General features: G+C 61.9%; 27 protein-coding genes. 14 read left to right on the forward strand and 13 right to left on the reverse strand.

Annotation, left to right across the window (positions count from 1 at the left end):
- Positions 1–26: 26 nt before the first annotated feature.
- Positions 27–773 (reverse strand): LytTR family DNA-binding domain-containing protein, encoded by a 747-nt coding sequence (locus M2497_RS30510; RefSeq protein ID WP_179028619.1) that lies wholly within the window; start codon positions 771–773, stop codon positions 27–29.
- 503 nt (positions 774–1,276) lie between these two features.
- Between M2497_RS30510 and argH the strand changes: the two genes are divergently transcribed.
- Positions 1,277–2,671 carry an argininosuccinate lyase gene (gene argH / locus M2497_RS30515; RefSeq protein WP_248485301.1) on the forward strand — a complete coding sequence of 465 codons (1,395 nt, stop codon included), beginning with the start codon at positions 1,277–1,279 and terminating at the stop codon, positions 2,669–2,671.
- 99 nt (positions 2,672–2,770) lie between these two features.
- On the opposite strand, the gene M2497_RS30520 is transcribed toward argH, so the two are convergent.
- Positions 2,771–3,430 (reverse strand): glutathione S-transferase, encoded by a 660-nt coding sequence (locus M2497_RS30520; protein ID WP_248485303.1) that lies wholly within the window; start codon positions 3,428–3,430, stop codon positions 2,771–2,773.
- A gap of 126 nt (positions 3,431–3,556) precedes the next feature.
- On the opposite strand from M2497_RS30520, the gene M2497_RS30525 reads away from it, so the two are divergent.
- From M2497_RS30525 to M2497_RS30535, 3 genes are all read left to right on the forward strand, one after another.
- Positions 3,557–3,841 carry a hypothetical protein gene (locus M2497_RS30525; protein WP_010207441.1) on the forward strand — a complete coding sequence of 95 codons (285 nt, stop codon included), beginning with the start codon at positions 3,557–3,559 and terminating at the stop codon, positions 3,839–3,841.
- Positions 3,842–3,937: 96 nt separating this feature from the next.
- Positions 3,938–4,192, forward strand: coding sequence for a TIGR02647 family protein (locus M2497_RS30530; RefSeq protein ID WP_248485305.1), 255 nt, complete (start codon positions 3,938–3,940; stop codon positions 4,190–4,192).
- Positions 4,193–4,360: 168 nt separating this feature from the next.
- Positions 4,361–7,201 (forward strand): class I adenylate cyclase, encoded by a 2,841-nt coding sequence (locus tag M2497_RS30535; RefSeq protein ID WP_248485307.1) that lies wholly within the window; start codon positions 4,361–4,363, stop codon positions 7,199–7,201.
- Here the strand turns inward: M2497_RS30535 and rnk are convergent.
- From rnk to cyaY, 3 genes are all read right to left on the reverse strand, one after another.
- Complete coding sequence (rnk, locus tag M2497_RS30540) at positions 7,198–7,611, reverse strand: nucleoside diphosphate kinase regulator (protein WP_058424215.1); 414 nt, start codon at positions 7,609–7,611, stop codon at positions 7,198–7,200. The genes M2497_RS30535 and rnk overlap by 4 nt on opposite strands.
- Before the next feature lie 130 nt (positions 7,612–7,741).
- Entirely contained in the window at positions 7,742–7,960 is a 219-nt protein-coding gene (locus M2497_RS30545) for a DUF1289 domain-containing protein (protein WP_248485309.1), read from the reverse strand.
- 2 nt (positions 7,961–7,962) lie between these two features.
- Complete coding sequence (gene cyaY / locus M2497_RS30550) at positions 7,963–8,295, reverse strand: iron donor protein CyaY (protein ID WP_248485311.1); 333 nt, start codon at positions 8,293–8,295, stop codon at positions 7,963–7,965.
- A 238-nt stretch (positions 8,296–8,533) separates the two neighbouring features.
- Here cyaY and M2497_RS30555 point away from each other — a divergent pair, with 238 nt between their 5' ends.
- Genes M2497_RS30555 through M2497_RS30580 form a run of 6 tightly spaced genes read left to right on the forward strand, consistent with a single transcriptional unit; the run spans position 8,534 to position 13,119 of the window.
- Positions 8,534–8,704 (forward strand): lipoprotein, encoded by a 171-nt coding sequence (locus M2497_RS30555; protein ID WP_010207449.1) that lies wholly within the window; start codon positions 8,534–8,536, stop codon positions 8,702–8,704.
- Between the two features lie 9 nt (positions 8,705–8,713).
- A complete protein-coding gene (lysA, locus tag M2497_RS30560) occupies positions 8,714–9,961 on the forward strand; it encodes a diaminopimelate decarboxylase (protein WP_071494591.1) in 1,248 nt (415 codons plus the stop codon).
- Positions 9,962–9,964: 3 nt separating this feature from the next.
- On the forward strand, positions 9,965–10,795 hold the full coding sequence (dapF, locus tag M2497_RS30565; RefSeq protein ID WP_248485312.1) for a diaminopimelate epimerase: 831 nt from the start codon (positions 9,965–9,967) through the stop codon (positions 10,793–10,795).
- Positions 10,796–10,808: 13 nt separating this feature from the next.
- The gene (locus M2497_RS30570) at positions 10,809–11,525 is read left to right on the forward strand and encodes a DUF484 family protein (RefSeq protein ID WP_071494593.1); all 717 of its coding nucleotides are present in this window, start codon (positions 10,809–10,811) and stop codon (positions 11,523–11,525) included.
- Positions 11,526–11,527: 2 nt separating this feature from the next.
- Positions 11,528–12,427, forward strand: coding sequence for a tyrosine recombinase XerC (gene xerC, locus M2497_RS30575; protein ID WP_058424219.1), 900 nt, complete (start codon positions 11,528–11,530; stop codon positions 12,425–12,427).
- The gene (locus tag M2497_RS30580) at positions 12,424–13,119 is read left to right on the forward strand and encodes an HAD family hydrolase (protein ID WP_248485314.1); all 696 of its coding nucleotides are present in this window, start codon (positions 12,424–12,426) and stop codon (positions 13,117–13,119) included. Before xerC ends, M2497_RS30580 begins: the two co-directional genes overlap by 4 nt.
- Before the next feature lie 197 nt (positions 13,120–13,316).
- Here M2497_RS30580 and sutA read toward each other — a convergent pair whose 3' ends face one another.
- The 4 genes from sutA to glnK form a co-directional block, all read right to left on the reverse strand.
- Positions 13,317–13,643: a transcriptional regulator SutA gene (gene sutA / locus M2497_RS30585; protein ID WP_015886504.1), complete on the reverse strand. Its 327-nt coding sequence runs from the start codon at positions 13,641–13,643 to the stop codon at positions 13,317–13,319.
- 103 nt (positions 13,644–13,746) lie between these two features.
- Positions 13,747–14,172: a secondary thiamine-phosphate synthase enzyme YjbQ gene (locus tag M2497_RS30590; protein WP_248485316.1), complete on the reverse strand. Its 426-nt coding sequence runs from the start codon at positions 14,170–14,172 to the stop codon at positions 13,747–13,749.
- 211 nt (positions 14,173–14,383) lie between these two features.
- Positions 14,384–15,721: an ammonium transporter gene (locus tag M2497_RS30595; RefSeq protein WP_248485318.1), complete on the reverse strand. Its 1,338-nt coding sequence runs from the start codon at positions 15,719–15,721 to the stop codon at positions 14,384–14,386.
- A 34-nt stretch (positions 15,722–15,755) separates the two neighbouring features.
- Positions 15,756–16,094: a P-II family nitrogen regulator gene (gene glnK / locus M2497_RS30600; protein ID WP_002555808.1), complete on the reverse strand. Its 339-nt coding sequence runs from the start codon at positions 16,092–16,094 to the stop codon at positions 15,756–15,758.
- Between the two features lie 422 nt (positions 16,095–16,516).
- On the opposite strand from glnK, the gene M2497_RS30605 reads away from it, so the two are divergent.
- Both M2497_RS30605 and M2497_RS30610 read left to right on the forward strand, forming a co-directional pair.
- The gene (locus M2497_RS30605) at positions 16,517–16,780 is read left to right on the forward strand and encodes an accessory factor UbiK family protein (RefSeq protein ID WP_071488052.1); all 264 of its coding nucleotides are present in this window, start codon (positions 16,517–16,519) and stop codon (positions 16,778–16,780) included.
- Between the two features lie 155 nt (positions 16,781–16,935).
- On the forward strand, positions 16,936–18,432 hold the full coding sequence (locus M2497_RS30610; RefSeq protein WP_248485325.1) for a YifB family Mg chelatase-like AAA ATPase: 1,497 nt from the start codon (positions 16,936–16,938) through the stop codon (positions 18,430–18,432).
- Here the strand turns inward: M2497_RS30610 and M2497_RS30615 are convergent.
- The gene (locus tag M2497_RS30615; protein ID WP_248485327.1) at positions 18,429–19,013 is read right to left on the reverse strand and encodes a TetR family transcriptional regulator; all 585 of its coding nucleotides are present in this window, start codon (positions 19,011–19,013) and stop codon (positions 18,429–18,431) included. The two genes, M2497_RS30610 and M2497_RS30615, sit on opposite strands and share 4 nt — an antisense overlap.
- A 114-nt stretch (positions 19,014–19,127) precedes the next feature.
- Between M2497_RS30615 and M2497_RS30620 the strand changes: the two genes are divergently transcribed.
- Positions 19,128–20,042 (forward strand): ABC transporter six-transmembrane domain-containing protein, encoded by a 915-nt coding sequence (locus tag M2497_RS30620; RefSeq protein WP_248485328.1) that lies wholly within the window; start codon positions 19,128–19,130, stop codon positions 20,040–20,042.
- Positions 20,043–20,045: 3 nt separating this feature from the next.
- On the opposite strand, the gene M2497_RS30625 is transcribed toward M2497_RS30620, so the two are convergent.
- Positions 20,046–22,022, reverse strand: a complete 1,977-nt coding sequence (locus M2497_RS30625) for a methyl-accepting chemotaxis protein (RefSeq protein WP_248485329.1) — start codon at positions 22,020–22,022, stop codon at positions 20,046–20,048.
- A gap of 177 nt (positions 22,023–22,199) precedes the next feature.
- Positions 22,200–23,120: a LysR substrate-binding domain-containing protein gene (locus M2497_RS30630; protein WP_248485330.1), complete on the reverse strand. Its 921-nt coding sequence runs from the start codon at positions 23,118–23,120 to the stop codon at positions 22,200–22,202.
- A gap of 149 nt (positions 23,121–23,269) precedes the next feature.
- Here M2497_RS30630 and M2497_RS30635 point away from each other — a divergent pair, with 149 nt between their 5' ends.
- Entirely contained in the window at positions 23,270–24,676 is a 1,407-nt protein-coding gene (locus M2497_RS30635) for a NorM family multidrug efflux MATE transporter (protein WP_248485331.1), read from the forward strand.
- A 111-nt stretch (positions 24,677–24,787) separates the two neighbouring features.
- Here M2497_RS30635 and M2497_RS30640 read toward each other — a convergent pair whose 3' ends face one another.
- On the reverse strand, positions 24,788–26,452 hold the full coding sequence (locus M2497_RS30640) for a bifunctional diguanylate cyclase/phosphodiesterase (protein WP_058424227.1): 1,665 nt from the start codon (positions 26,450–26,452) through the stop codon (positions 24,788–24,790).
- Positions 26,453–26,708: the final 256 nt, after the last annotated feature.

The raw sequence follows: 26,708 nt of genomic DNA on the forward strand, positions 1-26,708 counted from the left end.
ATGCAGGCCTCGCTACAGCCCGTGGGCTAAAGCTGCTGCATCATCTTGCGCACACCGGCCACATGCCGTCGGCTGACGATCAACGCGTCGCCGTTAAGGCCTTTGAGGAATAGCTGGAAATGCCCCAGGGGCGTGCGCTGCAACCGTTCGATGCGCTCACGGGCCACCAGCGCGTTGCGGTGGATACGCACGAAGCGGTCGCCGAATTCATCCTCAAGCGCCTTGAGCGGTTCATCGAGCAACACTTCGCCGCCCTGGTGACGCAGCGTCACGTACTTGTGATCGGCAATAAAATAGACCACTTCACCCAGCGGGATAAGTTCGATGCCTTTGCGGGTACGGGCGCTGATATGACTGCGTGGCCCGTTACCACTTTGGGCGGCAGGCTGAGTCAGGGCGGCAAGCTGGACGCGCGTTGGGCGCTCAGCCTTTTTGAGGGCCTTGAGCAAGGCGTCACCCACCACCGGTTTGGTGAGGAAGCTGACACCGCTGGCTTCCAGCGTTTCCGCGGAAAACTCTTCACCGGCTGCGCAAAACACCACGGCAGGTGGCGACTCTCGTTCGCTCAATCGAGCCGCAACTTGCAAGCCATCGAGGCCCGGCATACGGATATCGAGCAACACCACATCCGGCTTGAGGCTGTCGATCAGCGTCAACGCCTCTTCGCCCGTGGTGGCGCTCGGTTCTAATACTGCGTAACCCTCGAGCTCACTGACCAGACGGCTCAGTCGCTCGCGGGCTTGGGGTTCGTCATCAACGATCAGGACATTCATATTGCGCTGGATTCCTGCGTGAGTCTCGCACAAGGATAGCGTAGACAGGTGCGGTGACTTGCGTCACAGCGATCCACGCTAAGACTAGCGCGAGCGGCAAAAAGTGCCCTGGGAGTGGCACCCATATTTACCCGGACCTGTTCAATAGCGCCCAAGACCTGCTGCCTTCGGGCATCGTCGTAGGGTTTGCTGATACACAATCCGAATACCCCCCTTTTCAATGGATAGTCTGGGCTCTGACCGCATTACCCGACTTTGGTGCATTCACACACTATCAGTCCAACTGTAGACGCTCGCTGAGACGATATTGCTCAATCGTCAAATATCGTTTCAATAAGCCCCTTCACTCAGTCTCGTCCTGGACGCGGTCGGCGGCAAGGCACTTAGCCATCCTTTGCACAAATAAAAATGCCGACGACCCGCGGCACCGCGTCCACGGGCAACCCTGTTATTATCGCCGGCACACTTCCATGCCTCTTATTAAGCAGATCACGAGCGAATCCATGAGCACCGACAAGACCAACCAGTCCTGGGGCGGCCGCTTCAGTGAACCCGTCGACGCCTTCGTCGCCCGCTTCACCGCCTCCGTCACCTTCGACCAGCGCCTGTACCGCCACGACATCATGGGCTCCATCGCCCACGCGACGATGCTGGCCAAGGTCGGCGTGCTGACCGATGCCGAGCGCGACAGCATCATCGACGGCCTGACCACCATCCGTGGCGAGATCGAAGCCGGCACGTTCGACTGGCGCGTCGACCTGGAAGACGTGCACATGAACATCGAGGCCCGCCTCACCGACCGCATCGGCGTGACCGGCAAGAAGCTGCACACCGGTCGCAGCCGTAACGACCAGGTGGCCACTGATATCCGCCTGTGGCTGCGTGACGAAATCGACCTGATCCTGTCCGAAATCACCCGCCTGCAGAAAGGATTGCTGGAGCAGGCCGAGCGTGAGTCGGACACCATAATGCCGGGTTTCACTCACCTGCAGACCGCGCAACCCGTGACATTCGGCCACCACTTGCTGGCCTGGTTCGAAATGCTCAGTCGCGACTACGAGCGCCTGGTGGACTGCCGCAAGCGTGCCAACCGCATGCCTCTGGGCAGCGCCGCTCTGGCCGGCACCACTTACCCGATCGACCGCGAGTACACCGCACAATTGCTGGGCTTCGACGCTGTTGGCGGCAACTCGCTGGACGGCGTGTCGGACCGTGACTTCGCCATCGAATTCTGTGCCGCCGCCAGTATTGCGATGATGCACCTGTCGCGCTTCTCCGAAGAGCTGGTGCTGTGGACCAGCGCGCAATTCCAGTTCATCGACCTGCCGGACCGCTTCTGCACCGGCAGCTCGATCATGCCGCAAAAGAAAAACCCCGACGTGCCCGAACTGGTGCGTGGCAAGAGCGGCCGCGTGTTCGGCGCCTTGATGGGCCTGCTGACCCTGATGAAAGGTCAACCCCTGGCCTACAACAAGGACAACCAGGAAGACAAGGAGCCGCTGTTCGACGCCGCCGACACCCTGCGAGACTCGCTGCGCGCGTTTGCCGACATGATCCCGGCGATCAAGCCCAAGCACGCGATCATGCGTGAAGCGGCGCTGCGCGGGTTCTCTACCGCAACCGACCTGGCGGACTATCTGGTGCGCCGTGGCCTGCCGTTCCGCGATTGCCACGAAATCGTCGGCCACGCTGTGAAGTACGGCGTGGACACCGGCAAGGACCTGGCGGAAATGAGCCTGGAAGAACTGCGTCAGTTCAGCGACCAGATCGAGCAGGACGTGTTTGCCGTGCTGACCCTGGAAGGCTCGGTGAATGCCCGTAACCACGTGGGCGGGACTGCGCCGGCGCAGGTCAAGGCAGCCGTCGTACGCGGCCAGGCTTTACTGTCTAGCCGCTGAAAAATGTGGGAGGGGGCTTGCCCCCGATAGCGGTGGGCCAGCCAGCACATGTGTTGCCTGACACTCTGCTATCGGGGGCAAGCCCCCTCCCACACTTGATCACTTTTTGGCTGCGATCATCGCCACAAACGCCGGCATCGCCGCCTCCCTGTCCGCCGCCACCTTCTGTGCGTTGGGCATGACATGCAACCGCTCCAGCAACGCCTTGGCCTTCGGCAGTTCAGCCAACAAATCCAGGCCAAACAGTTTCTCGCCCACCGCACAGGCGAGGTTCACGCTGTACATGAAGTACAAATCCGCAATCGTGAAGCTTTCCCCCGCCACATACGGCGCGAACTTGCCGTGCCTGCTCAGCGCACCGCCCCCCAGTAGCAACTCGGACCTGGACTTCTCCTTGATCGCCTCCGGCACCGGCATGCCCATAAACGCTTCGGCGTAACACGCGCGGGCCGGCAGCTCGATGTACAACTCGATCTCCCTGCACAGCGCCAGCACCTGGGCTCGCTGGAACGGCTCGGCGGGCAGCAGCGAAGGCCCTTCCTGGGTCTGTTCGATGTATTCGAGGATCACGCTGGTTTCGTTGATAAACCCCTGCTTGACGCCGAGGACCGGCACCTTGCCACGTGGGCTGACCGCAAAGACATCGGGGGTCTGCCCGGAGAAAAAAGGCACCTCTTCGAAAGGCAGCCCTTTCTCCAGCAGCGCCAGCTTGACCATGTTGTAGTAGTTACTGACCGAAAATCCGTAGAGCTTGAGCATTGCAGGTGCCTCCAGGCCGGGAATGGGGTTGGCTGCAAGGGTTATAGCCCCGAGGGCCCGGCCTTGCCAGCAGCATCAGCCGCCTGAATGGGGGTAGACTGGCGCCCTTTCCTTGAGGAGCCTGCCATGAGCGAGCCTACCGATATCGACAACGACGAAGAAGAATTCGCCGAAACCACCCTGATCGAAGCGATCGAAAACCAGATCGAAAGCGAAAACCCACCGGCGGCCAAAGCCACGTTCAACAAGCTGACCCTGGTGGGTTACGAACGTGAAGAGATTCTGCAACTGATGGCCCACGTGCTGGCTGTCGAAATCGATGCGCTGCTGGAAGAAGACCGCGCCTTCAATACCGAATGGTATGAAACTGCACTGCGCGCCCTGCCAGAACTGCCTCCGGAAAAGCAATAATCCAGGGGCGCAGCAACACGCTGGACAGTTCGGCAAAGTGCGTTCACCTTATGGCCTGCTAGCCTCTAATAAATTCTTAGAAAGTCTGGAGTCCTTATGTCGTATACCCCTGAGTTGGTTGCCGAACTGGAAATCCTTGTGCTCTTCCCATTGGACAGCACCAAGGAAGGTCTGAAAGTTCACCAGACCGCTGCGCCCACTGCCATCGCCGCTGCCATGCGCCTGCACGCGAAAGGACTTATCGACCAACCGGACGGGGGCTACCTGACCAGCCTTGGCCGGGACGCTGCAGAACAAGCCCAGACCCTGCTGACTATCTTGACCACCGCCACCACCAAAGAAGCCGCCTGATACCTGACACCGCCCATGGAGTCCGCCCCGTGCGGATTCCGAGGGCGTTGCCGTGCACGCGCAAAAAATCTGACGTCAAAAACCATTTCTCTCTAAACCTCCTACGCTACTGGCTGTAAACTCCTACACGGCTGCCCACGTCGGGCCCTGCGAGCCACCGACCTCGACATGACCCGCACCCATGAAATCCGCCCCGACCTGGACGAAGGCATCGACCGCAAGGTGCTGGCCCAATTGCGTGCGCGTTTCATGGCCCTCAACGAAGGCCGCATGGCCCGGGCTGTCGAAGGGCTGACACCGCGCCAGCAAAGCGTGCTGACCTTGTTGCCGCTGTTCTTCCACGTCAATCACCCGCTGCTGCCTGGCTATGTGTCGGGCAGTACACCGGCCGGCCTCTCGAATTTCGAGCCCGACGCCCAGGCGTTGACCGAAGCCCAGCGCCTGACCCGCTCGTTCTCCTACAAGCCACGCCACGGCAACCCACCACGGCCAATCCACGGCCTGTTCCTCATGGGTAGCCTTGGCACCCTGGCCCAGGCCGACCAGAGCGACATGGACGTGTGGGTGTGTCACGCCCCCGATCTCGGCGAAAACGAACTGGCCGAACTGCGCAAGAAATGCCAACTGCTGGAAGCCTGGGCCTTGACCATGGGCGCCGAGGCACACTTCTTCCTGATCGAGCCGACACGCTTCGTGCTCGGTGAGCGCGACACCCAACTGAGTTCCGACGATTGCGGCACCACCCAGCATTACCTGCTGCTGGACGAGTTCTACCGCACCGCCATCTGGCTGGCCGGGCGTACGCCGATCTGGTGGCTGGTGCCGGTGTATGAAGAGACTCGTTATGCCGAGTTCACCCACACGCTGATTTCCAAGCGCTTTATCCGCGCCGACGAAACCCTGGACCTTGGCCATCTGGCGCGCATCCCCCCGGGCGAGTTCATCGGCGCCGGGCTGTGGCAACTATTCAAGGGTATCGAGTCGCCCTACAAGTCGGTGCTCAAGCTGCTGCTGACCGAGGTCTATGCCAGCGAACACCCGAACGTGCACTGCCTGAGCCTGCGCTTCAAGCGCGCGGTATTCGCCAACCAGATGGATCTGGATGAGCTGGACCCGTACATCGTGGTGTACCGCCGCATCGAGGAATACCTCAAGGCCCGCAACGAGCCCGAGCGCCTGGAACTGGTGCGGCGCGCGCTGTACCTGAAGGTCAACCGCAAACTCAGCGCCGGCCAGCGCAGCACCAGCTGGCAACGCCTACTGCTGGAGCGCCTGGCCCATGAATGGGGCTGGGACCAGCGCCAACTGACACTGCTGGACAGTCGCAGCCAGTGGAAAGTACGCCAGGTCGCCTCCGAGCGCCGCGCACTGGTCAACGAGCTCAATTACAGCTATCGCTTCCTGACCCAGTTCGCCCGCACCGAACAGACCGTCAGCCTGATCAACAAGCGCGACCTCAATGTGCTGGGCCGGCGCCTGTACGCCGCCTTTGAACGCAAGGCCGGCAAAGTCGAGTTCATCAACCCCGGCATCGCCCCGGACTTGGCCGAAGACACCCTGACCCTGGTGCAATCACCCAATCGCAAGGAGCCGGGCCAGCACCACTGGGGCCTGTACAACGGCAACCTGACAGCCCTGGAGTGGGAGCACTTCGCGCCGATCAAGCGCAGCCGCGACCTGCTGGAGATGCTCACCTGGTGCCATCGCAACGGCGTGATCGACAGCAGCACCCGCCTGGCCCTGCACCCCGGCACCAGCGACATGACCGAGTTCGAGCTGTTCAACCTGCTGGGCAGCCTGCAACAGAGCATCGCCCTGCCCCTGGCCAGCGTCGATGAAGAGCGCCTGCTGCGCTCGGCAGTACCCGAGGAAGTGCTGCTACTGATCAACGTCGGCGTCGACCCGCTCAAGCACCACCGCGACCTGAACATCCTGATGACCACCGAGCGCACCGACTCCCTGAGCTATGCCGGGGTGCGCGACAACCTCGTGCTGACCCTGGACCAAGTCACGCTCAATAGCTGGAACGAGGTGATGGTCAGCCGCTACGACGGCCCTCACGCCCTGCTCGACTGCCTGCGCGACTACCTCAACCAGTTGCCGGAAGACCATCTGCCACGGCTGCGGGTGCGCTGCTTCTGTCACAACCGTGCGCAGTTCATTGCCCAGCGCGTGGAAGAAATCTTCGACACCGCGCAGAACCTGCTGCTGGGCCAGGGCAATCATCGTTACCTGCTCCAGGTGCAGCAGCACTATCACGTGATGGAGTTGATACCGGGCCAGGCCACTCACGTGTCACTGCCGACCCAGGAGGCGCTGATCGCCTACCTCAGCGAAGAACTGGCCAGCTACAGCCCGCTGCACCTGGACGCCATGGCACTGGAAGACCATGACCTGGCGCTGCTGCTGCCGATGGGCCTGGCCGATTGTGTGCAGGTGTTTTACCGGGTCAACGAGGGCTTCGCCGAGCTGTATGTGCTGGATGAGTTCAACGCGCTGTGGCAACAGCGCTTGCCGTTCCATGACGAACAGAGCCTGCTGGCGCCGTTGCAGCGTTTCTTGCAGTCGATCATTTATCGCCGCGACGCGCTGTCACCGCTGGACCCGCATGAGCCACTGGGCGCAGTGCAAACCTTGTATTACCAACTGTTGCCGTCGGGCAGCGGTCGCGCGCGCGGCATCGAGCCTCGTCCTGCGCCGTTGAACCCGGCGAACAAACCGTTCTATGACGTGCAGGCGATTATCGGCAAGGCAGCGCTGGGCCAGGTGGGGATCACCCTGTACTGCAATCAGCGGGAGTTTTCCGAGCTGGAATTTGGCGACCAGTTGTTTGCGGTGGTCGCCCAGGAAATCGTCGGGCAACGCCGGGAGCCCGAACGTTACCGCTGCTACATCACCGACCTCGACCTGTCCGGCCTGCTCGGTGATGTGCAAAGCCCAAGCAACCTGTACCTGCGGTACAAGGCCGAGCTGGAACTGTCGCTCAACGAGGCGCTGGGCCAGATTTAAAGGGGGAAGGCACCGCCGTCTTTAGGCTGGCCTTCAACACTGAGCAATTCCAGCTTGAGCGTCTTGCCACCCGGGGCCGGCCAGTCGATGTGCTGGCCAACCTGCAGACCCAGCAAGGCGCTGCCCACCGGCGCCAGGATCGAAATCTTGCCTTCATCGGCATTGGCGTCTTTCGGGTAGACCAGGGTCAAGTGGTAATCCTTGCCGCTGCCTTGCTCACGGCAATGCACGCTGGAGTTCATGGTCACGACACCCGCAGGCACTTCATCGTGGCCAACCACTTCTTCGGCGCGGTCGAGTTCGGCTTGCAACGCTTCGACGCCGGGAGATTCGTCGCCCAGGCGGTCGATCAGTTGCTCCAGACGCTGCACGTCAAGACGGGTGAGGATGATGGACGGTGCGGTGGTCATGATTCAGGCAGACTCCTTTTTTCTGCACAAAAAAGCAAAACCCCGCCAGGAAAGGCGGGGTTCTCACGGGCCTCGATGAGTTGAGGCGTATCCGGACACTACCACAGCGTCACAAATAAACAAGACAGCCTCAGGCGTGGGCCCGGCGCTGCTCGGCCTCGGCGCAGATGATCCGGCGCCGTGCATCGTCGGCAGAGCGCCATTCACGGATGTCTTCCACATGGCGGAAGCAGCCGAGGCAGACTTTCTGCTCATCCAGGCGACACAAACTGATACAAGGTGACGGCACCGCCGGGCTGACATTACTGAACAGTGGCTTGGGCGGACGTACGGTTGCAGACTGGGTCACGATCAAATCTCGTCGAAGTCCAGCGCTTCGCCGGTATATTCCTCGACCAGGCGCGCGAGCATTTCACCCAACAGCTCCTCACTTTTGTCGCACTGCCATTTGCCGCTTTCTTCGTCATAGTCGAAGTGAACGCCACCGGAACGTGCTGCAAGCCACAGCTGACGCAAAGGCTCCTGGCGGCTGAAGATCAGTTGCTGACCGCTCTCGAACTTGACGGTCAGCACGCCAGCCGAGTTTTCCAGGTCCACGTCCAGGCCGCTGTCATCGAAAATATCTTCCAGCGCCTGCTGGGTCGAATCCACCAGGTCGTGAAAACGGGCTTCGGTCAAACTCATTGTGGCAACCTCAAAAGTGTCTGGTTTTGCTCAAGCGCCGCACGATACGGGCGAGCCCCGCCGATTGCAAAGGATACCGATTCCATCGCGATTGGCGGTACGAAATATCCACGGCCAGCGTAGTCCACTTCGTAACCATGTCGGCAAACCCCCGCCGGACGGGTATTCCAGCGCATAGGCAAGCTGGCGGGTGGTCGGTATACTCGGGCGCAATTAATGCATATTCAAGGATTTCGCCATGAAGCGCCTGATCTCTTCCCTTGCTGCGCTCGTCGCGGTCGCTTGCCTCGTTAGTGCCTGTGGTCAAAAAGGCCCGCTGTACCTGCCTGATGACAGCAAAGACCCGAATGAACAGGCGCAATCGTCGCAAAAACCATCCAAAGCGCATAAGCACGACACCTACGAATAAGGGTACTCCATGGACGCTTTTAACTACCGGGACGGCGAGCTGTTCGCGGAAGGCGTGGCGTTGTCCGCGATTGCCCAGCGCTTTGGCACCCCGACCTATGTGTACTCCCGTGCGCATATCGAAGCCCAGTACCGCTCGTTCACCGATGCGCTCGACGGCGTGCCGCACCTGGTGTGCTACGCGGTCAAGGCCAACTCCAACCTGGGTGTACTGAATGTCCTGGCGCGCCTCGGCGCTGGTTTTGACATCGTCTCCCGTGGCGAGCTGGAACGTGTACTGGCGGCTGGCGGCAAGGCGGACAAGATCGTGTTCTCCGGCGTCGGCAAGACCCGCGAAGACATGCGCCGCGCCCTGGAAGTCGGCGTGCATTGCTTCAACATCGAGTCCACCGACGAACTTGAGCGCCTGCAGGTCGTGGCCGCCGAGATGGGCGTTCGCGCGCCGATCTCCCTGCGCGTCAACCCGGACGTCGACGCCGGCACCCACCCGTACATTTCCACCGGTCTCAAAGAGAACAAGTTCGGCATCGCCATTGCCGACGCCGAAGACGTGTACATCCGCGCCGCCCAACTGCCGAACCTGGAAGTGCTGGGCGTCGACTGCCATATCGGCTCGCAACTGACCAGCCTGCCACCGTTCCTGGATGCCCTCGATCGCCTGCTGGCGCTGATCGACCGTCTCGGTGAATGCGGCATCTACCTGCACCACATCGACCTCGGTGGTGGTGTAGGCGTGCGTTATCGCGACGAAGAGCCGCCGCTGATTGCCGACTATATCCAGGCCGTGCGCGAGCGCATCGAAGGCCGCGACCTGACGCTGATGTTCGAGCCGGGCCGCTATATCGTCGCCAACGCGGGCGTGCTGCTGACCCAGGTCGAGTACCTCAAGCACACCGAGCACAAAGACTTCGCCATCGTCGACGCGGCGATGAACGACCTGATCCGCCCGGCGCTGTACCAGGCCTGGATGAATGTCACCGCCGTGACGCCTCGCGCCAGCGAAGCCCGCGCCTACGACATCGTCGGCCCGATCTGCGAGACCGGCGACTTCCTGGCCAAGGATCGTCAGCTGGCCCTGGAAGAAGGCGATCTGCTGGCCGTGCATTCGGCTGGTGCCTATGGGTTTGTCATGAGTTCCAACTACAACACCCGCGGGCGTACCGCCGAGGTGCTGGTGGACGGTGATCAAGCGTTTGAAGTGCGTCGCCGCGAGACGGTAGCCGAGTTGTATGCTGGCGAAAGCCTGCTGCCGGAGTAAGCCATGCTGCTGCGTTTTACCAAGATGCACGGGCTGGGCAATGATTTCATGGTCCTCGACCTGGTCAGCCAGCACGCGCATATCCTGCCCAAGCACGCTAAACAGTGGGGCGATCGTCACACTGGCATTGGTTTCGACCAGTTGCTGATCGTCGAGGCACCGAGCAACCCGGAAGTGGATTTCCGTTATCGGATCTTCAACTCCGACGGTTCCGAAGTGGAACAGTGCGGCAACGGTGCGCGCTGCTTCGCGCGTTTTGTGCTGGACAAGCGCCTGACCGCCAAGCGGCAGATCCGCGTCGAGACCAAGAGCGGCGTGATCGAGCTGGATATCCGCAGCGATGGCCAGATCAGCGTCAACATGGGCGCGCCACGCCTGGTGCCGGCGGATATTCCGTTCCAGGCCACCGAGCAGGCCGTCAGCTATGCGCTGGACGTGGACGGCAAGACCGTCGACATCGCTGCAGTGTCCATGGGCAACCCCCATGCCGTGCTGCGGGTCAACGACATCAACAACGCGCCGGTGCATGAGCTGGGCGCGAAAATCGAACACCACCCGCGCTTTCCGGCACGGGTGAATGTGGGCTTCCTGCAGGTGATCGACCGTACCCGCGCGCAATTGCGCGTGTGGGAACGCGGCGCCGGCGAAACCCAGGCCTGCGGCACCGGTGCGTGCGCCGCTGCCGTGGCCGCGATCAGCCAGGGGTGGATGGATTCGCCACTGCTGATCGACCTGCCCGGCGGACGCTTGTCCATCGAGTGGGCAGGCCCTGGCCACCCGGTGATGATGACCGGGCCGGCCTCGCGCGTATACGAAGGACAGGTCCGTCTATGAGTGAGCCAAGCCAATGACCGATAAGCCTCAAGTACCCGCACCCGCTACCCCGAGCGACAGCCTGGAGGCCGCCACTGTTGCGGCGTACCTTGAGGCTAACCCGGACTTCTTCGTCGAGCACGAAGAGTTGCTGCCGGCACTGCGCATCCCCCATCAACGTGGGGATACCGTATCGCTGGTGGAACGGCAGATGAAGATCCTGCGCGAGCGCAACATTGAAATGCGCCACAAGCTCTCGCACCTGATGGACGTCGCCCGCGACAACGATCGCCTGTTCGAGAAAACCCGCCGCCTGATCCTGACCCTGATGGACGCCACCAGCCTGGAAGAAACGGTGATCGCGGTGGAAGACAGCCTGCGCCAGGACTTCCAGGTGCCATTCGTGAGCCTGATCCTGTTCAGCGACAACCCGATGCCGGTGGGTCGATGGGTCAGCGGCAGCGACGCACAAACCGCAATCGGCGGCCTGCTGTCCGAGGGCAAGACCATCAGCGGCACCTTGCGCGAGCATGAGCTGGACTTCCTGTTCGGCGCCGAACAGCGCAAGCAGATCGGCTCCACCGCCGTCGTCGCCCTCAGTCATCAAGGCCTGCATGGCGTGCTGGCCATCGCCAGCCGCGATCCTCAGCACTACAAAAGCTCCGTGGGCACCTTGTTCCTGACCTACATCGCCGAAGTGCTGGGCCGCGTCCTGCCGCGGTTCACCACCGCCCTGCGCGCGGTGCGCTAGCCATGGAACGGCAACTGGACGCTTACTGCGCTCACCTGCGCAACGAGCGCCAGGTGTCGCCCCATACCCTGGAAGCCTATCGGCGGGACTTGAACAAGGTCCTGGCGTACTGCGAGAAACAACGGATCGACAGCTGGAAGGCCCTGGATATCCAGGGCCTGCGCAGCCTGATCGCGCGCCTGCACCAGGCCGGCCAATCCTCGCGCAGCCTGTCACGCCTGCTCTCGGCGGTGCGCGGGCTCTATCACTACCTGAATCGCGAGGGCCTGTGCGACCACGACCCGGCCAACGGCCTGTCGCCGCCCAAGGGCGAGCGGCGCCTGCCCAAGACCCTGGACACTGACCGTGCCCTGCAACTGCTCGATGGTGCGGTCGAGGATGACTTCCTGGCCCACCGCGACCAGGCGATTTTGGAACTGTTCTATTCCTCGGGCCTGCGCCTTTCTGAGCTGACCGGCCTGAACCTGGATCAACTGGACCTGGCAGACGGCCTGGTGCAAGTGCTCGGCAAGGGCAGCAAGACCCGCGTCCTGCCGGTAGGCCGCAAGGCACGGGAGGCGTTGCAGCTGTGGTTGCCGCTGCGCCTGTTGACCAACCCGGCGGACGATGCGGTGTTCGTCAGCCAGCAAGGCCGGCGTCTTGGACCAAGGGCGATCCAGGTGCGGGTGAAGGCCGCCGGGGAGCGAGAGCTGGGGCAGAACCTGCACCCACATATGCTGCGACACTCTTTCGCCAGCCATCTGCTGGAATCGTCCCAGGACCTGCGCGCGGTTCAAGAGCTGCTTGGCCACTCGGACATCAAGACCACACAGATCTATACCCATCTGGATTTCCAACACCTGGCAACGGTGTACGACAGCGCCCACCCACGGGCCAAACGCATCAAGGACGGCGACTCATGAGTATCAAGCTGATCACCTTCGACCTGGACGATACGCTCTGGGACAACGTACCCGTCATCATCAGCGCCGAAGCGTCGATGCGCGAATGGTTGGCGCTTAACGCCGCCAAAGTCGGCGATTTGCCGCTGGAGCACTTCGCCAGTCTTCGCCAGCAGGTGTTGGAGCGCCATCCCGAGCTGAAACACCGCATCAGCATCCTGCGCCACCGGGTGTTGAAGCATGCGTTTGAAGAGGCTGGTTATCCACAGCCTGAGGCCACGGAAATGGCGGATGAGTGCTTCGAAGCATTCATTCATGCGCGCCACCAGCTCACCCCGTTCCCCGAAGCCGAGCCTATGCTCCAGGCACTGCGCCAGCACTTCCTGCTGGGTGTGATCACCAATGGTAATGCGGATGTGCAGCGCGTTGGCCTGGCGAACTACTTCCATTTTGCGCTGCGCGCCGAAGATATCGGCATCGCCAAGCCGGATGCGCGGTTGTTTCAGGAGGCGTTGCAGCGTGGTGGCGTAGACGCTGGTGCGGCGGTGCATGTTGGCGATCACCCGGGGGATGATATTGCCGGGGCGCAGCAGGCGGGGTTACGGGCGGTGTGGTTTAACCCGACGGGTAAGGTATGGGAGGGAGACAAGCGACCGGATGCGCAGATTCGTAGCCTGACAGAGTTGCCGGAACTGCTGCGCAGCTGGAAGTAATACCGCAGGTCAAAATGTGGGAGGGGGCTTGCCCCCGATTACAGTGGGTCAGCCAATATATTCGTTGGCTGATACGCCGCTATCGGGGGCAAGCCCCCTCCCACATTTTTTATCGCCGGTGACCTCCAGGCCTTTACTCAAGGCATGAAAAAGCCCACAGCGACGGCGGGCTTTTTCTTACAAGCAGGTGACGGACCTCAAATAGGTCGGCTGCCGTACTTGTTATCCGGCTTCTTCGGTGGGTCTGCCACCACGTTGGCCTCGACTTCCTGCACTTTGCCGCCTTTAGCGAGGAATTCTTCCATCGCACGGGCCAGGGCATCACGCTCTTTGTTCTTGGCTTCAACGCTTGGCAATTCGTCTACCGACACAGCTGCCTTGGCTTTGCCTTTGGCGGCCGGGACAGGTGCATCATCGCCACCGTCGTCGTCGGCAACGTCTTCCGCCGCCGCTTCGAGGCCTTCTTCGGTGTCGTCTTCGTCACCTACTTCGAGTTCGTCGTTTTCCAGATCATCGTCGCTCATGTTCTACCTCATGACTTGCGAAAAGCAGATTAGTTATAGCCCAGCTTCACCCTCTGTCGACGGCTGCCGGAAAAAAATCAACATCCACTGGTTAACCAGTGGCTTATGCCCCATCACCGTGCAAGGTGGCGAGGATTTTACGAGCACCGCCATGATCACGGTGCTCGCCCAGATAAACACCTTGCCAGGTCCCCATCGCCAAGCGGCCGGCCTTCACCGGCAAACTCAGCTGGCAGCCCAGGAGACTGGCCTTGAAGTGCGCCGGCAGGTCGTCCGGACCTTCGTCGTTGTGTTCGAACCCTGCACGGCCTTGCGGCACCAGCGAATTGAAATAACGTTCGAAGTCACGGCGTACCGCCGGGTCGGCATTCTCGTTGACGGTCAACGAGGCCGAGGTGTGCTGCAGCCACAGATGCAACAAGCCCACACGACAGGCCTTCAATTCAGGCAAGCCGGCCAGCAACTCATCGGTTACCAGGTGAAAGCCCCGGGGCTTGGCCCGCAGGGTAATCAGGGTCTGTTGCCACATACAGTTCTCCGCCCATCGGCGCGCATTCTAGCGCGCTCAGGGAAAAAACAAAGTGCCGAATACGCCTACATGCCTGTAAGACATTGGCATGCGGAAAAGTGCCGTGTGCATCCCATCACAAACATCGCTTAAAAACCGCTACAGCGTGTTACGACTGACAAACACCAGGCAAAAAAATGCCCGGCAAGCCGGGCATCTTTTTTTCGCGTATTTACAAGTTGTAGCCGCGTTCGTTGTGTTGCGCCAGGTCGAGGCCGACCGCCTCTTCCTCTTCGGTCACCCGCAGGCCCATGACCATGTCCAGCACCTTGAGGATGATGAACGTCACGATAGCGGTGTAGATCACCGTGAAGCCGACGCCTTTGGCCTGGATCCAGACCTGTGCAGCCACGTCAGTCACTGTGCCGAAGCCGCCCAGTGCTGGGGCTGCGAACACACCGGTGAGGATCGCACCGACGATACCGCCGATACCGTGCACACCGAATGCGTCCAGGGAGTCGTCGTAGCCCAGCTTGCGCTTGAGGCTGGTGGCGCAGAAGAAGCAGATCACACCGGCGACCAGGCCGATCACCAGGGCGCCCATTGGGCCTACGGTGCCAGCAGCCGGAGTGATTGCCACCAGGCCCGCCACCACACCCGAGGCGATGCCCAGTGCGCTTGGCTTACCGTGAGTGATCCACTCGGCGAACATCCAGCCCAGCGCCGCAGCAGCGGTAGCGATCTGGGTGACCAGCATCGCCATGCCGGCAGTGCCGTTGGCCGCAGCGGCAGAGCCGGCGTTGAAGCCGAACCAGCCGATCCACAGCATCGCCGCGCCGATCAGGGTGTAACCGAGATTGTGCGGTGCCATCGGGGTGGTCGGGAAGCCTTTACGCTTGCCGAGCACGATGCACGCCACCAGGCCAGCCACACCGGCGTTGATGTGCACCACGGTGCCGCCAGCGAAGTCGAGCACTCCCCAGTCACCCAGCAACGAACCCGGACCGCCCCACACCATGTGGGCAATCGGCGCATACACCAGGGTGAACCAGACGCCCATGAAGATCAGCATCGCGGAGAACTTCATACGCTCGGCGAACGCACCGACGATCAGCGCCGGGGTGATGATGGCGAAGGTCATCTGGAAGGTGACGAACACCGCCTCAGGGAACAGCGCCGCAGGGCCGGTGATGCTCGCCGGGGTCACACCCGCGAGGAACAACTTGGACAAACCGCCCACGAACGAGTTGAAGTTGACGACGCCCGCTTCCATCCCGGTGGTGTCGAACGCCATGCTGTAGCCGTACACGAACCACAGGATGGTGATCAGGCCGGTGATGGCGAAGCACTGCATCATCACGGAAAGAATGTTTTTGGAGCGCACCATGCCGCCGTAGAACAGCGCCAGGCCTGGAATGGTCATGAACAGCACCAGCGCGGTGGATGTGAGCATCCACGCCGTGTCGCCGGAATTGAGGACTGGAGCCGCCACTTCGTCTGCCGCCATGGCCAGGCTTGGCATTACGATGGACAACAGGGCTCCGAGCCCTGCGAATTTACGCAGAGTCATATTGTTTTCTCCTGGGGCGTTGGGGTTTGGCGGCTTAGATTGCGTCGGTATCGGTTTCGCCGGTACGGATGCGAATAGCCTGTTCCAGATTGACCACGAAGATCTTGCCGTCACCAATCTTGCCGGTGTTGGCAGCCTTGGTTATCGCCTCGATAACCCGGTCAAGATCCTTGTCGTCAATGGCGACATCAATCTTCACCTTCGGCAGGAAATCGACTACGTATTCCGCGCCGCGATACAGCTCGGTGTGACCCTTCTGCCGACCGAAGCCTTTGACCTCAGTAACGGTAATGCCCTGCACGCCGATCTCGGACAACGACTCGCGTACATCGTCCAACTTGAACGGCTTGATGATGGCAGTGACTAGCTTCATGAAAACTCTCTCCCGAATTGGTGGACTTGCCCCAGGAAAACAAACCCGTCTCAAGTCTAAGCGCAGTGCCTGGCTTTGTAACGCGTCGTCGCCTCGGCATTTGCCGTTGCGACGCCAGCGAACCACTGGTGACGAAACCTGTACCCCTGATCCGTCGGCGCACTGCATTCGTCACAGCGACTGCATCAGTGCATGGGTCATGATCGTCTAAGCAGAAACCTTGCCAGCTCCGTAAAAATCACTGAAATCAGTCCTTTGCCCACTTTCTCCCAACTGCGGGGCTTTTTGATGGCGTCAATGCGCACAAAAACAGTGCGCCACCGCCCGGCCCGCTGCGCGAAAAGCGTGCGCTCGCCGCCACGGAAAAGACTATAGACGCTGCGTGATACACTGCCGGCCAACAGTTTTCCGGAATATTTCCCATGCTCGCGCCCAAAGACCTCCTCGACGCCCTGAGCGGCCACGCCTCTCGCCTGTTCAGCGGCGACACCCCGCTGCCCCGCAATGAAATCGAAAGCCAGTTCAAGGCGCTGCTGCAAAGCGGCTTCAGCAAGCTCGACCTGGTGAGCCGGGAAGAGTTTGATAGCCAGATGGTGGTGCTGGCCCGCACGCGGGCGCGGTTGGAGAGCCTGGAGGCGAAGGTAGCGGAGTTGGAAGCTAGGTTGACGCCGCCCTCTGCTGAATAAACGCGGTCAGTGTGGGAGCTGGCTTGCCTGCTCCCACATAAAGCGCTGCGAACGACTCTGGATACGTTCTGTAAAACCTCCCTCGCCTCGCATTTCCCCACCTCGTCTACCCTTGAAAAACCCGCAGGAAGCGGCCCTCTTTTCAAGGAACGAGCATGTCCCTCGCCATCGTCCACAGCCGCGCCCAGATCGGCGTCGAAGCGCCTGCCGTCACCGTCGAAGTGCACATGGCCAATGGTTTGCCGTCCCTGACACTCGTCGGCTTGCCGGAAACAGCCGTCAAGGAAAGCAAGGACCGGGTGCGTAGCGCCATTCTCAACTCCGCCCTGCAATACCCCGCCCGACGCATCACCCTCAACCTGGCGCCCGCCGACCTGCCCAAGGACGGCGGGCGCTTTGACTTGGCGATTGCGTTGGGCATCCTGGCGGCCAGCGTGCAGGTGCCAGCCTTGCTGCTCGACGACGTGGAATGTCTGGGAGAATTGGCGCTGTCCGGCGAGGTGCGCGCAGTGAAAGGCGTGTTGCCTGCGGCATTGGCGGCACGCAAGGCCGGGCGCACCGTGATAGTGCCTCGGGCGAATGCCGAGGAAGCGTGCCTGGCCTCGGGGTTGAAGGTGATCGCGGTGGATCATTTGCTGCAGGTGGTGGCGCACCTGAATGGGCATCAGCCTATAGAACCCTACAAATCCGACGGCTTGCTGTACCTGAACAAGCCATACCCGGACCTGAGCGAAGTACAGGGCCAGCTCGCCGCCAAGCGCGCATTGCTGATTGCAGCGGCGGGCGCGCATAACCTGCTGTTCAGCGGCCCGCCCGGCACCGGCAAGACCTTGCTCGCCAGTCGCCTGCCGGGTTTGTTGCCGCCGTTGAGCGAGCAGGAAGCCCTGGAAGTGGCGGCGATCCAGTCGGTCGTCAGCCTTGCGCCGCTGAGTCACTGGCCACACCGACCGTTTCGCCAGCCGCACCACTCTGCCTCAGGTCCGGCATTGGTGGGCGGCGGGTCGAAACCGCAGCCGGGGGAAATTACCCTGGCCCATCACGGCGTGCTGTTCCTCGATGAGTTGCCTGAGTTCGACCGCAAGGTGCTGGAGGTGCTGCGCGAGCCTCTGGAATCGGGTCACATCGTCATCTCCCGCGCCCGCGATCGCGTCAGCTTCCCGGCCCGCTTCCAACTGGTAGCCGCCATGAACCCCTGCCCTTGCGGGTACATGGGCGAACCCAGCGGGCGTTGTCGCTGCACGCCGGAGCAGATTCAGCGCTATCGCAACAAGCTCTCCGGCCCCTTGTTGGACCGTATTGATTTGCACCTCACTGTGGCGCGAGAAACCACCGCATTGAACCCAACCCAGCAGGCGGGCGATAACACCGCCGAGGCATCGGCACGGGTCGCCCAGGCCCGCGATCGCCAACAGCAACGCCAGGGCTGTGCAAATGCGTTCCTTGATCTGCCGGGGCTGCGCAAGCACTGCAAGCTGACGAAGACCGATGAAGGCTGGCTGGAAACCGCCTGTGAACGGCTGACACTATCCCTGCGCGCTGCCCATCGCCTGCTCAAAGTGGCGCGTACCCTGGCCGACCTTGAGCACGCCGAGAGCATTACTCGACCGCACTTGGCGGAAGCGTTGCAGTATCGGCCCGCGGCCGTCGGCTAGGGTGCCTCTGGGAAGTCCAACAGCAGGCGCGCCACTTCCATCACTTCATCCAAGGCCGCTTCCGCCGACTCCATGGAGGGTTTGAGCATCAGGTCGTCGGCATAGCCCATCGCCACGGCAAAGATCTGGCGGGCAGCGCGTTGTGGCGAGTCACAACGCAGGACATTGGCAGCCACACCCCGCTCGATCACCTCGGCGAGCATGCCTTGCCATTGGGCGTTGATCGCCAGGTAAGCCTGGGCCATTTCCGGGTCCTGCATCGCTTCGTCCCAAGCATCCAGCCACAGTGCCCACCCTGCATCAGCGGTGCTTGGCAGGCAGTCACGCAAAAAACCCACAAAGGCGTCCAGGGGCGCTGCTTCTGCCAGGGGCGCGCGCACTTCGTCCAACTGTTCGTTGGCAAACCGCACGAAGGCTTCGCGGCGCAGTTCCTTCCAGTCGCTGAAGTAGTGATAGACATGGCTGCGGGACAGGCCGGCATGTTCGGCCAGGTCGCGGGTGGACACATCGGCAAAACCCTTGCTGCGAAACAGCTCAAGGGCGGCGGCGATGATCTGGTCTTTACGGTCGATACGCGACATGGGCAATTCCTTCCAGGCACCGGCAGATAAGCGGCGCTTGCTTTTTGAGCGATCGCTCAAGGATACTTGAGCAGTCGCTCAATAATAGCGTCTATCACTCCTTTGGTGCACCCCATGTCATCCGCCACACCTCAAATCCTGATCGAAGAAAGCCGGAAAATCGGCCAGCAATCCGCCGGCCAGACGCTCAAGGCCATTGCCAAAGCCTATCCGGGCAAGCTGTTTGCCACGCTGTCGCTGGTCGCGCTGGAGAACGCGCTGCTGCTGGCCTACCCGTTGTTTGCCGGGTTTGCGGTGGACGCGATCATCCGTGGCGACGCCAGCAACGCGCTGTTCTACGCCGCCGTGGTCCTGGCATTCTGGGTGGTCGGCGCGGCGCGGCGGGCGTTGGATACGCGGACCTTCACACGGATCTACGCCGATCTGGCGGTGCCGGTGATCCTCAATCAACGCCTGCAGAACCACAGCACGTCGAAATCGGCGGCACGGGTGGTGCTCGCCCGGGAGTTCGTCGACTTCTTTGAAAAGCATGTACCGATCATTGCCACGGCGCTGGTGTCGATTATCGGCGCGGCGGTGATGTTGATCGTGATCGAGCCCTGGGTAGGCCTGGCGTGCCTGGGCGCACTGGTGCTGTGCATCACGTTGTTGCCACGCTTTGCCCGGCGCAACCAGGAGCTGCATGAACGGCTGAACAACCGGCTGGAAAAAGAAATCGGCCTGGTGGAAAAGGTCGGCGCACCGACCCTGCGGCGCCACTACCAAGTGCTTTCACGCCTGCGCATCTGGCTGTCGGATCGTGAGGCGGCTGCGTACCTGTTTCTGGGTACGCTGGCCGCCTTGCTGTTTGTGGTCGCCATCAGCCAATTGGCGCTGTCACCCGCGGTCAAGGCTGGCCATATCTACGCGGTCATGACCTACCTGTGGACCTTCGTCACCAGCATGGACGAAGCCCCCGGCATGGTCGACCAACTGGCGCGCCTGAAGGACATCGGCAAGCGCGTTGACCCTGGCCTGGGCGATCGCTAGGCCTCAACGAAACCGGTCCACCTCATGCCGCAAGCCCGCCGCCAGGGTTTCGAGTTCCTTGGCGGTGATCGCCAGGTTCGACACCACTTCCCGCTGCTCGCTGTTGGCCAGCGCAATGCTCTGCAGGTTACTGCTGAGCAAGGTCGCGGTGCTGCTCTGTTCCTGGGTGGCGGTGGTAATCGCAGCAAACTGCTGACCGGCCGAGCGGCTTTGCTCGTCAATACGCGCCAGGGCCGACGCCACGTCGGCGTTACGCGACAGGCCTTCCTGCATCAACACATTGCCGCGCTCCATGGTGCTGATGGCGTTGCCGGTTTCCTGCTGGATGCTCTGGATCATTCCGGAGATTTCGTCAGTGGCCTCCCGGGTACGCGACGCCAGGTTGCGCACCTCATCGGCGACCACGGCAAACCCACGGCCTTGTTCACCGGCGCGGGCGGCCTCGATGGCGGCGTTGAGCGCCAGCAGGTTGGTCTGTTCGGCAATCGAGGTGATCACGCCGACGATTCCGCCGATCTCTTGGGAGCGTTGGCCCAGGGTGTTGATCACCGTGGCCGTGCTGTTGAGCGCGGTGGCGATGTGTTCCAGGGATGACGACGCCTCTTGCATCGAGTTGCGCCCGATGCGGGTCTGTTGGGCGTTTTCCTGGGCAAGGCGTTCGGTGCTGCCCATGTTGTCGGCAATGTTCAGCGAGGTGGCGCTGAACTCTTCCACCGCCCCGGCCATGCTGGTGATCTCGCCGGACTGCTGCTCCATGCCTTCATAGGCGCCACCGGACAAACCGGACAGCGCCTGGGCACGGCTGTTGACCTCTTCGGCCGCCTTGCGGATATGCGAGACCATGGTCGACAGCGCTTCACCCATCTGGTTGAAACTGCGCGCCAATTGGCCGATTTCGTCATGGCTGGACACGTTCAAGCGTGCGCTCAAGTCGCCCGCGCCCAAGGCTTCGGCCTGGCGCACCAGGTCGCCCAACGGCGCCAGCTTGCTGCGCAGCAGCCACACCGTTGCACCGACCGCCAGCAGCATGGCCAGCACGCTGCCGATCACCAGGCGGATACCGACGTCCCACGTCACCGAGCGGATTTCGGCCTTGGGCATGCTCGCGACCACGGCCCACGGCCCGCCTTCGAAAGGCACCGACACGCTGTAGAAGTCTTCGTTCTTGTCTGCCCAGAAACGCCCTGTACCCGGCGTCTTGGCCAGGTCCAGCATCACGGGAATGGCTTGATCCAGCGCCTGCACGCCCACCGGCGGCACCAGCCAGCGCTTCTGTTCATCCAGCAAGGCGAGGGAGCCGGTCTGGCCGATGCGGAAACGCTTGAGGTTCTCGAACTGGGCATTCTGCGCATCGGTGTAGTCGAACCCGATGAACAACACCGCGATCACCTGCCCACTGCTGTCGCGCACCGGGCTGTACTGGGTCATGTAGGAGCGGTCGAACAGCACCGCGCGGCCGATATAGGTCTGCCCGCCGAGCACCCGCTGGTAAGCCGGGCCCTGGCGATCCAGCACCGTGCCGATGGCGCGGTTGCCGTCCTGCTTGGTCAACGAGGTGCTGATACGGATAAAGTCTTCGCCGCTGCGCACGAATACCGTGGCCACGCCGCCGGACATCTGCTTGAACTCATCCACTTCATTGAAGTTGTTGTTCAACACCTGATTGCCCAGGTACAGGCTAGGCGTCTGCACACCGGCCACGGTCACAAGCTGGTCCGCATGCACGCTCAAGCCAGCGCCGAAGCGCTTTTCAAACAGCCCGCTCAAACGCTGGGTACTTTCGCGCAAGGTGCTGTGGAAGGTGTTGAGTTGGTCGGCGAGCAAACGTGCCTCGCTGGCCAGGTGCTCCTCGCGGGTAGCGAGGTTGGCGGAGTCGAGGGAACGCAAGGCAAACACGGTGCTGCCGCTGATGACGACAGCCAGAATCACGGCTAATGCCAGGCCTAACTGGGAGGCTATCCGGGCGCGAGGTTGAGACATGACGGCTCCTGGCCGAGGCCAGGATCATCCTGATCTCATAGCGTTGCTCGGCAAATTATCCAGTGGGAAACGTTGGTGTACGATGGTTCCAACACACCTACTTCGGCGAGCCGAGGCAATACTTGAGCGATCCGCAGGGGTATCACGCAAACGATTGCACAAACAGTCTGTCGCCCCTCACTCGAGGCGTTCGACCTGAGGCAATTCCATCGCCTTGACTTCCGCCTGCAGAAACTCCGCCAAGCGCCGCAAACGCTCACCGCCGGGGCGGGTTTTCGGCCATACCAGGTAGTAGTTTTCGCCACTGGCCACCGCCGTTGGCCAGGGCAGGCTCAATCGACCCTGGGCCACGTCTTCGGCCACCATCAGCAAATCGCCCATGGACACACCGTAGCCCCGCGCAGCGGCGATCATGCCCAGTTCGAGGGTATCGAATACCTGCCCGCCCTTGAGCGACACCTGGGATGACAACCCCATGCGCTCCAACCAATTGCGCCAATCGCGACGGTCGGGCGTGGGGTGCAGCAATTCAGCGGTGGCCAGGCGTGCAGCATCCCAGGGCCCGTCCTCCAGCAGGTTCGGCGCACCTACCGGGATCAGCAGCTCCGGAAACAGGTAGCTGGCCTCCCAGTCCGCCGGGAAGTGCCCGTAGCTCAGCAGCACCGCGCAGTCGAAGGGCTCCTGGTTGAAATCCACCTCGTCCACGCTCATCCACGCGCTGGTCAGTTGCACCTCATTGCCTGACTGCAACGCGCGGAAGCGGCTGAGCCGCGCCAGCAGCCAGCGCATGGTCAGGGTCGACGGTGCCTTCATGCGCAGGATGTCGTCTTCGGCGTTCAGGGTGTGGCAGGCCCGCTCCAATGCGGCGAAACCTTCACGCACGCCCGGCAACAACAGGCGCGCCGCTTCGGTGAGCTGCAAGGTGCGGCCGCTGCGCTGGAACAGGCGACAGGCGAAATGCTCTTCCAGCGTGCGGATATGCCGGCTCACCGCACTTTGCGTGATGGAGAGCTCCTCCGCTGCCCGAGTGAAGGAATTGTGCCGAGAGGCGGCCTCGAATGCGCGCAAGGCATACAGCGGAGCAAGGCGACGAGACATCGGTAAATTCCTGCATAGCGATCCACCAACACTATCAGATCAATACACATGAGTTTAAGTCATGTACACCATCGCTTTAATCCTTTTGTGTAATTAACCCAGAGCGCCGAGAATCAAGCCTTCCCCAACCCTCTGACTTGTCGAGCGTGATGATCATGCAACATCCGGCACGTACCGAACTCTGGGCCATTCTGCGGCTGTCAGGGCCGTTGATTGCCTCACAGTTGGCGCACATGCTGATGGTGCTGACCGACACCCTGATGATGGCGCGCCTGAGCCCCGAAGCCCTGGCCGGTGGCGGCCTGGGCGCGGCGACCTACTCGTTCGTGGCGATTTTCTGCATCGGCGTGATTGCCGCCGTGGGCACTCTGGTGGCCATCCGTCACGGCGCGGGCGATATCGAAGGCGCCACCCGCCTGACCCAGGCCGGGCTATGGCTGGCGTGGCTGATGGCCCTGGCGGCCGGTTTGCTGCTGTGGAATCTCAAGCCTGTGCTGCTGATGTTTGGCCAGACCGAGACCAACGTGCACTCGGCCGGGCAATTCCTGACGATCTTGCCCTTCGCCCTGCCCGGTTACCTGAGTTTCATGGCCCTGCGCGGCTTCACCAGCGCAATCGGCAAGGCGACGCCGGTGATGGTGATCAGCCTTGGCGGTACGGTAATCAACTACCTGCTCAACCACGCGCTGATCGAAGGCATGTTCGGCCTGCCCAAGCTTGGCCTGATGGGCATCGGCCTGGTCACAGCCATCGTCGCCAACGGCATGGCGCTGACGCTGATTTGGTACATCCGCAGCAACCGCACCTATGCGGCCTACCCACTGAGTACCGGCCTGCTGCGCCTCAACACCCAGTACCTGCGCGAGTTGTGGCGCCTGGGCCTGCCGATCGGCGGCACCTATGCGGTGGAGGTCGGGCTGTTCGCGTTTGCGGCACTGTGCATGGGCACCATGGGCAGCACGCAGTTGGCCGCGCACCAGATCGCATTGCAGATCGTCTCGGTGGCGTTCATGGTGCCGGCGGGGATGTCCTACGCGGTGACCATGCGCATCGGCCAGCACTACGGCGCCGGGCAGTTGCTGCATGCGCGCCTGGCCGGTCGTGTCGGCATTGGCTTTGGCGCGGCGATCATGCTGGGATTTGCTGGCGTGTTGTGGCTCTATTCCGACCCGCTGATCGGACTGCTCATCGACCACAACGACCCGGCGTTCCACGACGTGATCGTCCTGGCCGTCAGCCTGCTGGCCGTCGCCGCCTGGTTCGAACTGTTCGATGGCGTGCAGACCATCGCCATGGGCTGCATTCGCGGGCTCAAGGACGCCAAGACCACCTTCCTGATCGGCGCGGGTTGCTATTGGTTGATTGGCGCACCGTCGGCCTGGCTGATGGCCTTCACCCTGGGCTGGGGACCGACCGGCGTGTGGTGGGGCCTGGCGTTGGGCCTGGCGTGCGCGGCGGTGAGCCTGACCTGGGCGTTTGAGGCAAAGATGAAGCGGATGCTTCGCCAGGAGCCTGAACCTCAAGGCTCATTCCAAGCCGAGGCCCTGCACGATTAACAATGTGGGAGGGGGCTTGCCCCCGATTGCGGCGTGCCCGTCACTGGTTTTTTGACTGACCCACCGCAATCGGAGGCAAGCCTCCTCCCACTTTTTGATTGGATTGCCACCTCAGCCCAGCAGCGCTTGCTGGCTTTTGCCGAAAGTCAGGTACTCCACCAACTCCGGCAACGGCAGCGGCTTGCTGATCAGGTAACCCTGGGCCTGGTCGCAGCCAAACAAACGCAGCAGCGCCAGTTGCTCAGGCGTTTCAACACCTTCGGCCACCACTTCCAGGTTGAGGTTGTGCGCCAGGTTGATCATGGCATGCACCAGCTTGCGGTTTTCTTCGCGCTCCTCCATACCGCCAACAAAGCTCTTGTCGATCTTCAACAAGGCAATCGGCAGGCTGTTGAGGTGCACGAACGATGAGAAGCCCGTACCGAAGTCATCCAGGGAAAACCGCACACCCAGGCGGCCGAGGGCATCCATGGTCTGCTTGACCAGGTCACTGCGGCGCATCACGGCGGTTTCGGTCAGCTCGAACTCCAGCCATTGCGCCTCCACGCCCCGCTCGGCAATCAGCCGACTGAGGGTCGAGAGCAACTGACTGTCCTGGAACTGGCGGAACGAGAGGTTGACCGCCATGTGCAACGGCGGCAGGCCACGTTCGCGCAGGTCTTGCATGTCGCGCAGGGCCCGGGAGATCACCCAGTAGCCCAGCGGCACGATCAGGCCGCTTTGCTCGGCCAGTGGCACGAACTCACTCGGCGGCAACAGGCCGCGCTCGCCATGGCGCCAGCGCACCAGGGCTTCCAGGCCGACGATATGGCCGTCGTCCAGGTCCAGGCGCGGCTGGTAATGCAGCTCCAGTTCGTCACGGCGCAAGGCGCGGCGCAGCTCGCTTTCCAGGTCGGCGAGGCTGCGCGCGTTGCGGTTGATACGTTCGTTGAAGATATGAAAAGTGCAGCCCTGGGTGCTCTTGGCCTGCTGCATGGCGATATGAGCGTGCCACATCAGCGGGTCGGCACCGGCACGGGCCCTGGCATGGGCCACGCCCAGGCTACAACCGATCAGCAGGCTTTCGCCATCCACCCAATAGGGCTCGGCCATGACTTCGGTGATGCGCTCGGCCATCCACTCGGCACGCTGGGGCGCACGACGGGTGTCGATCAGCAGGGCGAATTCATCGCTGCCCAGGCGCGCCAGTTGGTCGCCGACCTCGAGCTGGCTCTTGAGCCGCGACACCACTTGCAGGATCAACCGGTCGCCGGCCTGGTGGCCGAGGGCATCGTTGGCGTGGCGGAAGTTGTCGAGGTCCAAGTGGCCGAGGGCCAGGCCACGGCCTTCATTCTCGGCCAGGCGCGCGGTCAACAGGGTCTGGAAGCCCTGGCGGTTGGCAATGCCGGTGAGCGGGTCCTGTTCAGCCAGGCGTTGCAGGGTGTTTTCCAGCACCCCACGCTCGCGGACGTGGCGCAGGCAGCGGCGCACTGTATCGGCATCCAATACATCACGCACCAGCCAATCGCTGACGCCAAGCGGTGAAACCAGCGGCTCCTGTTCCAGCAACAACACACACGGCAGGCTGCAACGGCCAGGCCCGGGTTGCAGGCCGGGCGTGGTCAAGAGTACGGCGCTGTGGTCGTCATCGAACAGACGGCTCACGGATTCCCAGTTTGGTGCGCTGATCAGCACAGCCCCATCGCCCATCGGCGCCAGGCACTCGCGCAATAACGCTGCCCACGCGGGCTCATCGGCCAGCAGCAGCAAACGCAAGGGTTCGACAGGCGTAGACAAGCTAGCTCCCTAGACTCTGCAAAAATTCGTGGCGACGCGCATTATGACGTGCGGCCTGAGAATCACCAATGATAGGGGTTATCAAACACGCGAACTGTGAACATTAGCCTCAAAACAACCCTCACATCCTGCGGCAAAGTATCAAAACCGGCAAATTTAGATCGAGTGGTACGTCACACTGTCGTTCTGACAGAGCAGAATCCTGCCAGCCTGTTAAAATGCCCGCCCTTTTGAACAACGACTCCCTGAATTCTGT

Origin of the sequence: Pseudomonas sp. CYM-20-01, assembly GCF_023169845.1 — a bacterium.
Lineage (GTDB): Bacteria > Pseudomonadota > Gammaproteobacteria > Pseudomonadales > Pseudomonadaceae > Aquipseudomonas > Aquipseudomonas azotoformans.